The following is a 13957-nucleotide window of genomic DNA, read 5'->3' as shown; positions in this document are numbered from 1 at the left end:
GATGTACCGCCCGAAGCAAACGTAAACCTTAGGTAAAGCTCATTGAAACAACTTGTTTCAGCCTCCATTAAGGTTGAGCACCTTATCCTCTTTGGAAAAGGACAACGATTTTCCCGGCAATCTACGAGGTCGCCATGAACAGCGAAGAACAAACCCTGATCGATGGACTGTTTTCCCGGCTGCAACAGGCCGAAGCGGATTCAGCCCCGCGCGATGCCCTGGCTGAGGCGCGGATCAAGGAACACCTGACTCGCCAGCCTGCGGCCGGCTATTTCATGACCCAGGCGATCCTGGTTCAGGAAGCCGCCATCAAGAGCCTCGACGAACAGAACAAGCAACTGACCCAGCAAGTGCAGCAATTGCAGGCCGAACTGCAAGCGGCCAAGGCGCAGACAGCGGCACCGGCGCCGAGCGGTGGTGGCTTTTTGTCGAGCATCTTCGGTGGCAGTACTCGCGATCCACAGCCCGCACCGACCCAGAGCGCCCCATCGTCCACGGGCGGCTGGCGTGAACCGGCACGGCCATCGTTCAATTCACAGCCGCCGCAGCAGAACTTCGGTGCCGCACAGCCACAACAAAACTACGCCCCGCAACAGCAAGCGCCGTCGGCTGGCAGTGGTTTTCTCGGCGGCGCGCTGAAGACTGCGGCCGGTGTCGCGGGTGGCGTGATGCTGGCACAAGGCATCAGCAGCCTGTTCCATCACAATCAGCAGCCGGAAGTGGTTGAAGTGATCAAGGAAGAGCCGGCGCAGGTCAATGACCAGAGCAACGGCGGTTGGGGTGATGACCAGCGCATGGCTGACAACTCCAACGATCAGGGCGGTTTTGCCGACACTGATTACAGCGACGACAACTCGTCATTCTTCGGCGGCGATGACGACGATTCCTTCGTCTAAGACGCCATTCGTCCGGGGCGCGACCGTGCCCCGGGCCGATTATTCGCGGAACAATCCTTCGGGCTGGCATACTGGGCGACTTTTCGGGCCAGGTGCCTGATCTCGCCTGCGCGCCTGTGCGCCAAGAGGAAACCCGCGGTGAAAAAAATCGCAGTGTTCGCCGATGTCCAAAACCTCTATTACACCGTGCGTCAGGCCTATGGTTGCCACTTCAACTACGCCGCGTTGTGGGCTGACATCAGCAAACAGGGCGAGATCGTCGAGGCCTACGCCTACGCGATCGATCGTGGCGACAGCAAACAGCAGCAATTCCAGCAGATCCTGCGCAACCTCGGCTTCACCGTGAAGCTCAAGCCCTACATCCAGCGCAGCGACGGTTCGGCCAAGGGCGACTGGGACGTGGGCATCACCCTCGACATCATGGACGCCGCCGATCACGTCGACGAAATCGTGCTGGCCTCCGGTGACGGTGATTTCGACATGCTGCTGGACCGCATCATCAGCAAACACGGGGTGCAAGCGGTGGCCTACGGCGTACCGGGCCTCACGGCCAACTCGCTGATCCGCGCCGCCAGCCGTTATGTGCCGATCGAAGGCGCGTTGCTGCTCAAGAATTGATTTTTACGGAGTTGAAACAGGTTTGGAACGCATAGCAGTCATCGACTTTGAAACCACCGGGATCTCCCCGAGCAGCAGCTGCCGGGCCACGGAAATTGCCGTGGTGATCCTTGAACAGGGGCGCATCGTCGAGCGTTACCAAAGCCTGATGAATGCCGGCGTACGCGTGCCGGCCTTCATTGAGCAACTCACCGGCATCAGCAACGCCATGCTGCGCACCGCGCCTTCGGCCGAGCAGGTGATGAACGAGGTGAACGAGTTCGTCGGCTGCACTCCATTGCTCGCGCACAATGCGGCGTTCGACCAGAAGTTCTGGGACTTTGAGCTGGGGCGGATCAAGCGCACGCGTTTGCAGAACTTTGCCTGCTCGCTGCTATTGGCCCGTCGGCTGATGCCCGCTGCGCCGAACCACAAGCTTGGCACCCTCACCACGTTCGCCAACTTGCCCGATACCGGCAAGGCTCACCGGGCCATGGCCGACGCCGAGATGGCCGCGAACCTGACAACGCACCTGATGGAAGAGTTGCGGCGCAAGCATGGGCTGCGCGAGTTGTCCCATGATTTGCTGTGCGGTTTGCAAAAAGTACCGGCGGCGAAGATCAACGAACACCTCAAGCGCCATCGCGGGTTCTGAAACCACCGCTGAACCCTTGTGGGAGCGAGCCTGCTCGCGAAAGCAATTTATCATTCGACATTGATGGTGACTGACACTCCGCTTTCGCGAGCAGGCTCGCTCCCACAGGGGATTTCCCTCTGCCTTAGATTGTTTTGCCATTGCCTTCGATGTGCCCCAACGGCACCCGCTTCTCTATCGCGCTGGACAACACAATCGACGTCTTGCTGAACCCGAACTTGGCAATCCGGTTGATCAACTCTTCCAGTTCCGGCATCGAGCCCACCGCCGCTTGCATGATCACGCACGGATCGCCGGTCACCCGGTGGCATTCGGTCAACTGCGGGATTTTGATCAAATCATCGTAGGTCTTCTGATTACCATGCTGGTTCAGGCGCAGTTCGATCACGCACTGGATCGGCAAGCCGAGCTTGGCCATGTCGACCTTCGCCTGGTAACCGGTAATCACGCCATTGGCTTCGAGCTTGGCCACGCGTTCGGCCACGGCCGGGGCGGACAGGTTGACCTTGCGCGCGAGGTCGGCGTAGGACGCACGACCGTTTTCCAGCAGGGCGCTGAGGAGCATGCGGTCGTATTTATCCATCGGCGTATACCTTGAAAATGGCTGACTTTCGAAAGCACGGTTTATAGCGCTGATCTCCGTGTTTTGAAAAGTGTACCGGCGCTATAAACAGGTTTTGTAACTTATTTTTAGCGCTTGGCCTTTCTAGAATAGCGGTTCACATTGTTCTGTCATCGAGCTGCCCATGCCTGGCTTACGTCGTTTCCCCTTACCGTTGATCGCCGCTTTTTTCGCGTTGTACGTGATTTGGGGCTCGACCTATCTGGTGATCCGCATAGGCGTGGAGTACTGGCCGCCGTTGCTGCTCGCCGGGATCCGTTTTGTGCTCGCCGGGACGTTGATGTACGCCTTCCTGCGCTGGCGCGGGGCGCCGGCACCGACGTGGGCGCAGTGGAAAGCGGCCGGCATGATCGGGATCCTGCTGCTGGCCTGCGGTAACGGCGGCGTCAGTGTCGCTGAACACATGGGAGTGGCCTCCGGTGTGGCGGCATTGGCGGTGGCGACGGTGCCCTTGTTTACCTTGTTGTTCGGCTATTTCTGGGGCGCGCGAAATACCCGTCTCGAATGGGCCGGGATTGCGCTCGGGCTGATAGGCATTGCCATGTTGAATCTCGGTTCGAACCTGCAATCGAGCCCGTTGGGTGCGCTGTTGCTGGTGTTTGCGGCGGCGTCCTGGGCGTTCGGGTCGGTCTGGAGCAAGCACGTGCCGTTGCCGGCGGGGGCAATGGCCAGTGCGGTGGAAATGCTGGTCGGTGGCGTGGCGCTGCTGATCGGCAGTGCCGTGAGCGGCGAGCATCTGCAAGCCATGCCACCGATTGAAGGCTGGGCGGCCTTGGCGTATCTGACGTTCTTCGGCTCGATCATCGCGTTCAACGCTTATATGTACCTGTTGAAAAACGTGCGTCCGGCGGCAGCGACCAGTTATGCCTACGTCAACCCGGCCGTGGCGGTGTTGTTGGGGATCGTGTTTGTGGGCGAGACCATCGGAATCGAAGAAGGGCTGGCGATGCTGGTGATCATCAGCGCCGTGGTGTTGATCGGATTGCCGCAGTGGCGTCGGGCACCTGTGCAGCCGGCTGTAGTCGTGCCGACAGAATCCCGTGTGAATTAGGGTAAACTGCGCGCCATTGCATCTTGTGTTGCACACTTGTTTTGAAAAACCCGCGCTGAATTTTCCTACGGTAATCCCATGACTTTCGCCACCCTTGGCCTGATCGAACCCTTGCTGCGCTCTCTCGAGACGCTCGGCTACCAGACCCCGACGCCGGTTCAGGCGCAAGCCATTCCGGCGGTGCTGGCCGGTCGCGACCTGATGGCTGCGGCCCAGACCGGTACTGGCAAGACGGCCGGTTTCGCGTTGCCGCTCCTGCAATTGCTGGCCATGGAAGGGCCGAAAGTCACCGCCAACTCGGTGCGCGCACTGATTCTGGTGCCGACCCGCGAACTGGCGGAACAGGTTCACGAAGCCGTGCGTCAGTACGCCGAGAACCTGCCGTTGAGCACTTACGCGGTGTACGGCGGCGTCAGCATCAACCCGCAAATGATGAAGTTGCGCAAAGGCGTCGACCTGCTGGTGGCCACGCCGGGCCGTTTGCTCGACCTGTTCCGCCAGAACGCGCTCAAGTTCAATCAGCTGCAAACTCTGGTGCTCGACGAAGCCGATCGTATGCTCGATCTGGGTTTTTCCGAGGAGCTGGGCAACATTTACAAGGCGCTGCCGAAGAAACGCCAGACGCTGTTGTTCTCGGCGACGTTCTCCGACGCGATCCGCACCCTGGCCGGGCAGATGCTCAACGATCCGCTGAGCATCGAAGTCAGCCCGCGTAACGTGGCGGCCAACACGGTTAAGCAGTGGGTAGTGACGGTCGACAAGAAGCGCAAGTCGGAACTGTTCGTTCACTTGCTGCGTAAAAGCAAGTGGAAGCAGGTGCTGGTGTTCGCCAAGACCCGCAACGGTGTCGACGCGCTGGTGGAAAAACTCCAGGGCCTGGGTATCAATGCCGACGGCATCCACGGCGACAAACCGCAGGCGACGCGTCAGCGCGCGCTGGACCGTTTCAAGGCCAGTGAAGTGCAGATCCTGGTCGCTACCGACGTCGCGGCCCGTGGTCTGGACATCGAAGATTTGCCGCTGGTGGTCAACTTCGACCTGCCGATCGTGGCTGAGGATTATATCCACCGCATCGGGCGTACCGGCCGTGCGGGTAACACCGGGCAGGCGATTTCGCTGGTGTGCGCCGATGAAGTGAATCTGCTGTCGGCCATCGAGACGTTGACCCGCCAGACCTTGCCTCGGCAGATGGAGCATGACTTCGAGCCTGAGCACCGCGTGCCGGACACCGATGCCAGTGGTCAGGTGGTGAAGAAGCCGAAAAAGCCGAAGAAACCGAAGACCTCCGGTGGCGGTAAACGCAATTTGGGCAAATGGGTTGAGAGCGGGGATGCTTCGGCGCCGGAGCCTTCGATCAAGCCTGTGCGTAAAGTGCCGGTGTTCAACACTGGACCGCGCAAACGTAAGCCTTAAATACCTGCGGCGTCTGTCAGGACGCCTTCGCGAGCAGGCTCGCTCCCACAGGGGATTTGTGGACGACACAGATCCAGTGTGGGAGCGAGCCTGCTCGCGAAGGACGCGCCTCGGTCTTCAGCCTTGGTGGTTCAACCACCCCACCATCCCCATTCCCGCCGCACGACCACTGGCGAAACACGCGGTCAGCAGATAGCCGCCCGTCGGCGCTTCCCAATCCAGCATCTCCCCCGCGCAGAACACGCCAGGCAATTGCTTGAGCATCAAGCGTTCATCCATCGACTCGAACATCACACCACCGGCGCTGCTGATGGCTTCGTCCAGGGGGCGGGTTTTCACCAGCGTCAGCGGCAGTGCCTTGATCGCTTTGGCCAACAACACCGGATCGGTGAAGCAGGCGGCAGGCGTCAGTTCTCGCAGCAACGCGGCTTTCACGCCATCAAGGCCCAGCTGACTGTGCAGGTGTTTGGACATCGAACGTGAACCGCGAGGTTTGCTCAGCGCTGCCTGCACTTTATCCACAGGCTTGCCCGGCAGCAGGTCCAGATGAAGGGTCGCGGAACCGTTGAGGTTGATCGCTTCACGGATCGGTGCGGACAGCGCGTAAATCAAACTGCCTTCAATCCCGGTCGCCGTGATCACGCATTCCCCAAGCCGTGGCATGTCGTCATTGAGACCGATGGCGATGTTTTTCAGCGGCGCACCGGCGAATTTACTGACCATCAATTCGCTCCAGGCCTGCACCTCGAAGCCGCAATTACTCGGTTGCAACGGCGCAAGTCCTACGCCGCGTTGTTCCAGTGGCAGCCTCCACGCGCCATCCGAACCCAGGCGCGACCAACTGCCGCCACCGAGGGCCAGCAGGGTGGCGTCCGGTGTCAGGCGTTTTTCACCTTCGGGGCTCGACACGTTCAGGCTGCCGTCGGCATTCCAGCCGAGCCAGCGGTGGCGGGTGTGGATAACTACGCCAGCATCGCGCAGGCGTTTGAGCCAGGCGCGCAGCAAGGGCGCGGCTTTCATGTCGGTCGGAAACACCCGGCCGGAACTGCCGACAAAGGTTTCGATACCCAGGTCGTGAATCCACTGGCACAGCGCGTCGGCGCCAAAGGAGCGCAGCAGCGGCGCAATCTGTGGCGCGCGTTCGGCGTAGCGCGAGAGAAACGCCGGGTAGGCTTCGGAATGGGTGATGTTCATGCCGCCGACCCCGGCCAGGAGGAATTTGCGTCCTACCGAGGGCATGCCGTCGTACAGGTCGACTTTGATCCCGGACTGGCTCAGCACTTCAGCCGCCATCAGGCCGGCGGGGCCGCCGCCGATGATGGCGACGTGAGGGGGGAGGGCAGTGGAGGATCGGGTCATGGAATGCGCTGCGGCCTGGCGGGATAAGCCGGGCATTCTACCAGCCTGCTCCCACAGGGGGATTTGTTGTGTTTTCAATATGTGGTTAAAAAACAATCACCGCTGTGTAGGCTATACGCCGTAAGGGCTGTAGGCCCTTTCACTCAGGTTATCCACAGGCAGTTCCACAGGCATTGTGGGTAAACACTCACGGTTCAATGACAACCTGATGACTGCCACACCCGTTGCGCGCTGTGATGCAGAATCCCGTGCCGCCGCGCCAACGCCTTGCGGTCCTTGCTGTAACCGCCTCCGATCACCCCGACCACCGGAATGTCCCGGCCCAGGCAATGGCGCATCACGCTTTCATCACGCGCCGCCACGCCTTCGTCCGTCAGTTTCAAATAGCCCAGGGCGTCGTCCTTGTGCACATCGACCCCGGCGTCATACAACACCAGGTCCGGTTGATAGAGCGGCAGCAAATAGTTGAGCGCATCGTCGACCACTTTCAGGTAGTCGGCGTCGCCCATGCCCTTGGGCAAAGGAATGTCCCAGTCACTTTCGGCTTTGCGTGCAGGAAAATTCTTTTCGCAGTGCAGGGAAACGGTCACCGCGTCCGGGGTGTTGTGCAGGATTCGGGCAGTCCCGTCGCCCTGATGCACATCGCAATCGAAGATCAACACCCGATTTACCCGGCCGCTTTCCAGCAGGTAATGGCTGATCACGGCCAGGTCATTGAAGATGCAGAAGCCGGCCGGGTAGTCGTAATGCGCGTGATGCGTGCCGCCAGCCAGGTGACAGGCCAAACCGTGTTCCAGCGCCTGTTCTGCCGCCAACAACGAACCGCCGACCGCGCGCACCGTGCGCCGGGCCAGGGCTTCGCTCCAGGGCAGGCCCAGTCGCCGCTGGTCTTCACGGGACAACTCGCCACTCATGTAACGTTCGATATAGGCAGCGTCATGGGCGAGGGCGAGAATCTCCGGAGGGCAGAGGTCCGGGCGCAGCAGATCGGCGTCCCGGGTCAGGCCGCTGTCCACCAGGTGATCGCGCAGCAGGCGAAACTTGTCCATGGGGAAACGGTGATCGGCCGGAAACTCGGGGCTGTAGTCTTCGTGATAAATCAGCGGCAGCGGCATGATGATTTCATGTAGGAATGAGAGAAGGATCCTACCAGCGATGTAGACTTGCGGCATGGAAACGGGGGAACGCAATGGAGCCAATACTGCAACTCGAAAGTGCGCGACTGCTGTTGCGGCAGTGGCGCGATGAGGATTTGCCCGAATTTGCGGCGATGTGTGCCGATCCGCAGGTAATGCGATATTTTCCGGCGCCGTTGAGTCACCTGGAAAGTGCCTCGTTGATCGGACGTATTCGCGGGCATTTTGCCGAGCACGGATTCGGCTTGTGGGCGCTGCAACGCAAGGTCACCGGCCAGTTCATCGGGTTTACCGGGTTGGGTGTGGTGGGCTTCGACGCGCCATTTACCCCCGCGACCGAAATCGGCTGGCGCCTGGCCCGCGAACATTGGGGCCTGGGGTATGCCAGTGAAGCGGCGTGGACCGCTCTGCGTTGCGGGTTTGACCGGTTGGGGCTGACAGAAGTCGTATCCTTTACCACGCAATCCAACACGCCTTCCGAGAAAGTCATGCAGGCGATCGGCATGCACCATGATTCAGCCGATGACTTCGAGCATCCGAAGCTCGCAGCCGGCCATCCCCTGCGTCACCATGTGCTGTATCGCATCACCCGTGAACAATGGCTGCAAACCTTGCATGGATAAGCCGCCGCGGACGTTTACAATGGCCCCCATCTTATTGGCCTGGGCCAGAAACTGAATCGACCGTCGCAGCCAAGACTGCGCGGCAATGTTTTGCGTGAGGAGAGCCTGAATGAGCCAAGTGTTGGATGATCTGGTTGAGTTGCTGACCCTGGAACCGATCGAAGAAAACCTGTTCCGTGGCCGCAGCCAGGACCTGGGTTTTCGCCAGTTGTTCGGCGGTCAGGTGATCGGTCAGTCGCTGTCGGCAGCCAGTCAGACCGTTGAAGAAGCGCGGCATGTGCATTCCATGCACGGGTATTTCCTGCGGCCGGGCGATTCAGCGTTGCCCGTGGTTTATCAGGTGGATCGGGTGCGCGACGGCGGCAGTTTCAGCACGCGGCGGGTGACGGCAATCCAGAAGGGTAATCCGATTTTCACCTGCAGCGCCTCGTTCCAGTACGACGAAAAAGGCTTTGAACACCAGGCTCAAATGCCTGTTGTGGTCGGACCGGAAAACCTGCCGACGGAGCTGGAAATCACTAAGAGGCACGCGCACCTGATCCCCGAGCACATGCGCGAAAAACTGCTGTGCCCAAAACCGATCGAATTCCGCCCGGTGACCGAAAAAGATCCTTACAACCCGCTGCCGTCCGACCCGATCAAGTACGTCTGGTTTCGTGCCGACGGTGCCCTGGCCGACTCGCCGGCGCTGCACAAATACTTGCTGGCCTATGCGTCGGACTTCGGTCTGCTGGTGACCTCGATGCAGCCCCATGGCAAAACGGTATGGAACAAGGATATGCAGGTCGCCAGCCTCGATCACGCGCTGTGGTTCCATCAGGATCTGCGTGCCGATGACTGGTTGCTCTACGCGATGGACAGCCCTTGGGCCGGCAATTCCCGTGGTTTCAACCGTGGCAGCGTGTTCAACCGCGCCGGACAACTGGTGGCCTCGGTCACTCAGGAAGGCCTGATTCGTCATCGCAAGGATTGGGCATGAGCCTGGCCGAGGTGCGTCATTGGGTGTTCGACATGGACGGCACCCTGACGGTGGCCGTGCATGACTTTGCGGCGATTCGCATGGCATTGGCGATCCCGGCCGAAGACGACATCCTGACCCACCTCGCCGCGTTGCCGGCCGATGAAGCGGCGGCTAAACATGCGTGGCTGCTGGAGCATGAACGCGATCTGGCGCTGGGTTCGAAACCGGCGCCAGGTGCGGTAGAGCTGGTGCGTGAGCTGGCCGGGCGCGGTTATCGCCTGGGCATTCTCACGCGCAATGCCCGGGAGTTGGCGCACGTAACGCTGGAGGCCATCGGCCTGGCCGACTGCTTCGCGGTGGAGGATGTGCTGGGGCGTGATGAAGCACCGCCCAAGCCGCATCCCGGTGGTTTGCTGAAACTGGCCGAGGCCTGGAACGTGCCGGCGAGCGAGATGGTGATGGTCGGTGATTACCGGTTTGATCTGGATTGCGGTCGAGCGGCAGGGGCACGGACGGTGTTGGTGAATTTGCCGGATAACCCGTGGCCGGAGCTGACGGATTGGCATGCGGCGGATTGCGTTGCATTGCGGGAAATGTTGTTGGCTTGAGGACCCCTTCGCGAGCAGGCTCACTCCCACATTTAACCGAGTTCTCCCAGAAGAATGCGGTCGAATGTGGGAGCGAGCCTGCTCGCGAAAGCGCCAGTTCAGGCGCCACCGAACTCACTGCCCAAACAACACCTTCTGCCCCTCTGGCGACGTCAACATCCCATCCCCGTTATGCCCAATCCCCGGCACCTCCACCAGTCGCTGGTTCACCCCACGCGGGTTACGACGCAGCAAATAGTCAAAGTAGAAATGCCCGCGAGCCAGCCGATTGGTGCCCTGGGCTTCAGCCTCGCACCCCTTGTCCAGCGCCGCTTGCTGCGGGTCCGTGTCTTGCTGCCCGAGCAGATACGTCACGTCACGCTTGACGTAATTGCCTTCAATCTGTGGCGCCGTTTGCCCACTGGCATAGAGAGGTAAATCCGTCAGGCCATACTTCCAACGGTTGAAACCAGGGCATTTCGCGTGATCGAACGCCACAGGCCGTCGCTCATCGAAATACGCGTACGAGGAGGGGTTGGCGACCACATAACGGACTTTCACACCCGTTGGTTGATCGTGAGCCAACAAGGCATAACGCTGAACCACCTGGGCACCACCGGAGTGACCGGCGATGACGATCTCTTTCACGTCCGGAAACTGTTGGCGGTCGCTGACCCTCGCGATGATCTGATCCAGTGCCCCAAAGGAACTCAGTGCAAACGGGGCTGTGGATAAACCGCCGGCCATCCAGTCGTTGCCTTGCCAGCGCAGTACGGAGTCCGCCACGGGATGCAGGGCGACATCGGTTTCATTGAGAAATTGTGGGGCGATGACCAGCGTGGTCTGGCTTTGTCCGGCCAGTTCAGCCGCCTGCTCAGCACTCTCTCGGTAGGTTCCGGCGTTGCGCAGACGGCCGTGGATAATGATCAGCACACGTTCGATTTTCGCCGGCGCGGCGCCGAGGCTGACCGCCATCTCGCCTTCTTTGAGCAACAGCCGGCCGGGGCTGAGTTCTTTGACCGCATGTTCGGCGGCTTGGGTGCTTGCGCAGGTAAACAGTACAGCTAACAGCCACTTATTCATTTACAGGTTTTTCGCCGCAAAGGTGTCGCACTGGCCCACCTGGCCTTGTGCAAATCCGGTTTTAAACCAGCGCACCCTTTGCGCTGACGTACCATGGGTAAACGAGTCCGGCACCACGCGGCCCTGACCTTGCTGTTGCAAGCGGTCATCGCCGATGGCGTTGGCGGCGTTCAGGGCTTCTTCGATGTCCCCCGGTTCCAGCCAGTTCAGACGCTTTTGTGCATTGTTGGCCCAGACTCCGGCCAGGCAATCGGCCTGAAGTTCCTGACGCACAAGTAAACCGCCGTCGCCTTCCATCTGCCGGCCTTGGGCGCGGGCGGTCTGAATTTTCGCGGAAACACCGAGCAAGGTCTGAACGTGGTGTCCGACTTCGTGAGCAATCACGTAGGCCTGCGCGAAGTCACCGGCGGCGGAGAAACGTTGCGACATTTCCTGGAAGAACGCCATGTCCAGATAGACCTTCTGGTCGGCCGGGCAATAGAACGGACCGGTCGCCGAGGTCGCCAGACCGCAGGCGGAATTGACGCGATTGCTGAACAGCACCAGGGTCGGGTTCTTATATTGCTTGCCGGCCTGCTGGAAAATCTGGCCCCAGGTGTCTTCGGTATCGCCAAGGATCGAGCGCACGAATTCGGCCCCTTCATCATTGGCCGGTGGTGCCTTGCGCGTTTGATTGGTGGCGGGCGCCGACTGCTCGCTCATTTGCCCGGTGAGTTGTCCGAGGATCTGCATCGGATCCTGGCCGGTGATCCAGCCGATCCCGACAATCAGGATGATCGCGGTCAGGCTCAGGCCCTTGCCGCCACCAAAACGCATCCCGCCACCACCGCCGCCGACATCATCACCACGGGCGTCCACCACGTTGTCGCTGCGTCGGCCTTTTTTCCATAGCATGTGGGAATCCTCTGATTGTCCGTGGGGATGAGTGTTGCTGGTGTGGGGGAGCGGCGCCAGTCCGGTCGTCCGGGTTTCGGCTATTCCCGGCAATCGCCGGCGTTCGCCAGCAGTATTCCAGACTTGTATGAACGTGGACTCCTCATCGAATTCCGTCAGGCGCCGGGTTTTTATCGAATGAGCCTGTCGTTCGTCGAGTTCCAGATTTCGCATTAACGGGTTCGTCTTCTAGAATCAGGCAAATTGTGTGTGGAACCTCCTATGGCCGGCAGTCAGATCGAACGTGTTTTCAGTGTGCTGGAAAGCCTTACCAGTGACCCGCGTGGTCTGCCGATGCAGACGCTGGCGGAACAACTGGAGATCCCGAAAAGCGCGACCCATCGCTTGCTCGCCGAGCTGATCCGGCTGGGCTATGTGCGACAGAATACAGAGAACCTGCGCTATCACCTGACCACCAAACTGGTGGCGATGGGGTTTCGTTATCTCTCGGGCAGCGGCGCCGATATCGTACAGCCAGTGCTGGATCGCCTCGCGCAGGAGACCGGCGAACTGGTGCGCCTGGGCGTCATTGAAGGCGAGCGGCAGATCTGGATCGCCAAGTCCCAAGGTGCCCGGTCCGGCCTGCGTTACGACCCGGACATGGGCCGCGATGCGCCGTTGTTCTACACCGCATCGGGCCATGCATGGCTGGCGTGCATGAGCGATGCCGAGGCGTTGTCGCTGGTAGAACGCCAGGGCGGTGAGCGCCCCAAAGACCTGGGACCGAATGCGCCGCGTTCCAATATTGAATTGCTGGAGCGCATGCGTCTGGCGCGCGAGCAGGGTTATGCCTGGGTTGAAGAGAGTTCGGCGGTGGGCACCTCGGCGATTGCTGCCGTGGTGCGGCACCCAAGCGAGGGGCGGGTGATGGGGGTGCTGAGCATCGCCGGGCCCAGTGCGCGTATGCCGGGCGCGCGGTTGCATGAGTTGGCGCCGCTGTTGATGCGATATACCGAAGAGTTGTCGGCGGCGAGCCTTGCTTCAGAGTTGTTCAGCTGATTCGAACACACCACCCATCCACAGTGAAACCGTGCGATGTTCGAACACTTTCGGCCTATGCTTGTATAGGAATCTGGAACCAGGTTCTAAATTATTGGAATTCGCCAGGCACAAGGGAACCCCATGACCGTCAGCACTCCGCTCTCCGGCGTAAACCAGCCCTTCAAAGGGATTTTGCTGATCGTCGTCGCCACCTTCCTCTTCTCCAGTCACGACGCCCTGTCCAAATACCTCTCCGGTTTTTATCCGATCGTCATGGTGGTCTGGGCACGTTATGTGGTTCACACCTTGTTGATGGCGGGGATTTTCCTGCCGCAATCCGGTTTGCGTGTGCTGCGAACCAAACGGCCATGGCTGCAACTGATGCGGGCGTTGTGCCTGTTGGGCACCAGTCTGTTTTTCACCACCGGTTTGCAATACATCCCGTTGGCCGAAGCCACGGCGGTCAACTTTCTTGCGCCGGTGCTGGTCACGGCGCTGTCGGTGCCGTTGCTGAAGGAACACGTCACCCGCGGCCAATGGATCGCGGTGATCTGTGGATTTACCGGCGTGTTGATCATCGTCCACCCGGGCGGCGATCTGTTCACACCAGCAGTGCTGCTGCCGCTCTGCTCGGCGCTGTTTTTCTGCTTCTATCAATTGCTCACCCGCAAGCTCAGCAACATCGACAGCCCGACCACCAGCAACTTCTTCGCCGGCCTGTGCAACACCCTGGTGATGAGCGCGCTGGTGCCGTTCTTCTGGCAAGTCCCGAGCCTTGGGCATGGACTGATGATGGTGGCGCTGGGGGCGTGCGGGATGACGGCTCACTTGTTTCTGACCCAGGCGTTTCGCTACGCCGCGCCGGCGTTGCTGGCGCCGTTCGGTTATTGCCAGATTGTGTTTGCCGGTCTGCTGGGCTGGCTGCTGTTTGCCCACACGCCGACCCTGACCACTGTGGTCGGGATCGCGGTGATTTGCTGCAGTGGGTTGGCAGCGGCGTGGCAACAGAGTCGCCGGTAGGACAAACAAAAAGGCAGGCCTGGAATCAGGCCTGCCGGGG

16 protein-coding genes are annotated in these 13957 nt (G+C 60.4%); 11 read left to right on the top strand and 5 right to left on the bottom strand.

Annotated features, from left to right (window positions below):
- Positions 1-134 precede the first annotated feature (134 nt).
- The 3 genes from AC07N8_RS07330 (at position 135) to AC07N8_RS07320 (ending at position 2148) form a co-directional block, all read left to right on the top strand.
- Positions 135-896, top strand: coding sequence for a DUF2076 domain-containing protein (locus AC07N8_RS07330; RefSeq protein WP_493142822.1), 762 nt, complete (start codon positions 135-137; stop codon positions 894-896).
- Between the two features lie 138 nt (positions 897-1034).
- Complete coding sequence (locus AC07N8_RS07325) at positions 1035-1514, top strand: LabA-like NYN domain-containing protein (protein ID WP_483843019.1); 480 nt, start codon at positions 1035-1037, stop codon at positions 1512-1514.
- A gap of 22 nt (positions 1515-1536) precedes the next feature.
- On the top strand, positions 1537-2148 hold the full coding sequence (locus tag AC07N8_RS07320; protein WP_493142820.1) for a 3'-5' exonuclease: 612 nt from the start codon (positions 1537-1539) through the stop codon (positions 2146-2148).
- Between the two features lie 124 nt (positions 2149-2272).
- On the opposite strand, the gene AC07N8_RS07315 is transcribed toward AC07N8_RS07320, so the two are convergent.
- Positions 2273-2731: an Lrp/AsnC family transcriptional regulator gene (locus tag AC07N8_RS07315; protein ID WP_483843017.1), complete on the bottom strand. Its 459-nt coding sequence runs from the start codon at positions 2729-2731 to the stop codon at positions 2273-2275.
- A 163-nt stretch (positions 2732-2894) separates the two neighbouring features.
- Here AC07N8_RS07315 and yedA point away from each other — a divergent pair, with 163 nt between their 5' ends.
- Both yedA and rhlE1 read left to right on the top strand, forming a co-directional pair.
- Complete coding sequence (yedA, locus tag AC07N8_RS07310; protein WP_483843016.1) at positions 2895-3821, top strand: drug/metabolite exporter YedA; 927 nt, start codon at positions 2895-2897, stop codon at positions 3819-3821.
- A 78-nt stretch (positions 3822-3899) separates the two neighbouring features.
- Entirely contained in the window at positions 3900-5234 is a 1335-nt protein-coding gene (gene rhlE1, locus AC07N8_RS07305; protein ID WP_483843015.1) for an RNA helicase RhlE1, read from the top strand.
- 117 nt (positions 5235-5351) lie between these two features.
- Here the strand turns inward: rhlE1 and AC07N8_RS07300 are convergent, their stop codons facing one another.
- Positions 5352-6593: a TIGR03862 family flavoprotein gene (locus AC07N8_RS07300; protein WP_493142817.1), complete on the bottom strand. Its 1242-nt coding sequence runs from the start codon at positions 6591-6593 to the stop codon at positions 5352-5354.
- A 194-nt stretch (positions 6594-6787) separates the two neighbouring features.
- Complete coding sequence (locus AC07N8_RS07295; RefSeq protein WP_493142815.1) at positions 6788-7708, bottom strand: histone deacetylase family protein; 921 nt, start codon at positions 7706-7708, stop codon at positions 6788-6790.
- A 74-nt stretch (positions 7709-7782) separates the two neighbouring features.
- Here AC07N8_RS07295 and AC07N8_RS07290 point away from each other — a divergent pair, with 74 nt between their 5' ends.
- The 3 genes from AC07N8_RS07290 (at position 7783) to AC07N8_RS07280 (ending at position 9921) form a co-directional block, all read left to right on the top strand.
- Positions 7783-8352, top strand: coding sequence for a GNAT family N-acetyltransferase (locus AC07N8_RS07290; protein WP_493142813.1), 570 nt, complete (start codon positions 7783-7785; stop codon positions 8350-8352).
- 109 nt (positions 8353-8461) lie between these two features.
- Positions 8462-9331 carry an acyl-CoA thioesterase II gene (gene tesB / locus AC07N8_RS07285; protein ID WP_483843011.1) on the top strand — a complete coding sequence of 290 codons (870 nt, stop codon included), beginning with the start codon at positions 8462-8464 and terminating at the stop codon, positions 9329-9331.
- The gene (locus AC07N8_RS07280) at positions 9328-9921 is read left to right on the top strand and encodes an HAD family hydrolase (RefSeq protein ID WP_493142810.1); all 594 of its coding nucleotides are present in this window, start codon (positions 9328-9330) and stop codon (positions 9919-9921) included. The genes tesB and AC07N8_RS07280 overlap by 4 nt, the downstream gene beginning before the upstream one ends.
- Before the next feature lie 114 nt (positions 9922-10035).
- Here AC07N8_RS07280 and AC07N8_RS07275 read toward each other — a convergent pair whose 3' ends face one another.
- Both AC07N8_RS07275 and ypfJ read right to left on the bottom strand, forming a co-directional pair.
- Positions 10036-10983 (bottom strand): alpha/beta hydrolase, encoded by a 948-nt coding sequence (locus tag AC07N8_RS07275; RefSeq protein ID WP_493142808.1) that lies wholly within the window; start codon positions 10981-10983, stop codon positions 10036-10038.
- Positions 10984-11877 (bottom strand): KPN_02809 family neutral zinc metallopeptidase, encoded by an 894-nt coding sequence (ypfJ, locus tag AC07N8_RS07270; RefSeq protein ID WP_027924247.1) that lies wholly within the window; start codon positions 11875-11877, stop codon positions 10984-10986.
- A gap of 27 nt (positions 11878-11904) precedes the next feature.
- Here ypfJ and AC07N8_RS07265 point away from each other — a divergent pair, with 27 nt between their 5' ends.
- The 3 genes from AC07N8_RS07265 (at position 11905) to AC07N8_RS07255 (ending at position 13917) form a co-directional block, all read left to right on the top strand.
- Complete coding sequence (locus AC07N8_RS07265) at positions 11905-12093, top strand: hypothetical protein (RefSeq protein WP_483843008.1); 189 nt, start codon at positions 11905-11907, stop codon at positions 12091-12093.
- Between the two features lie 45 nt (positions 12094-12138).
- Entirely contained in the window at positions 12139-12915 is a 777-nt protein-coding gene (locus AC07N8_RS07260) for an IclR family transcriptional regulator (protein WP_493142805.1), read from the top strand.
- Between the two features lie 123 nt (positions 12916-13038).
- Positions 13039-13917, top strand: coding sequence for a DMT family transporter (locus AC07N8_RS07255; RefSeq protein WP_493142803.1), 879 nt, complete (start codon positions 13039-13041; stop codon positions 13915-13917).
- The last annotated feature ends 40 nt before the right edge of the window (positions 13918-13957 follow it).

The sequence above is a fragment of the Pseudomonas sp. GW821-FHT10C09 genome (assembly GCF_059415465.1).
The sequence above is the reverse complement of the archived record's forward strand: the minus strand, read 5'-3'. Positions and strand labels throughout refer to the sequence as shown.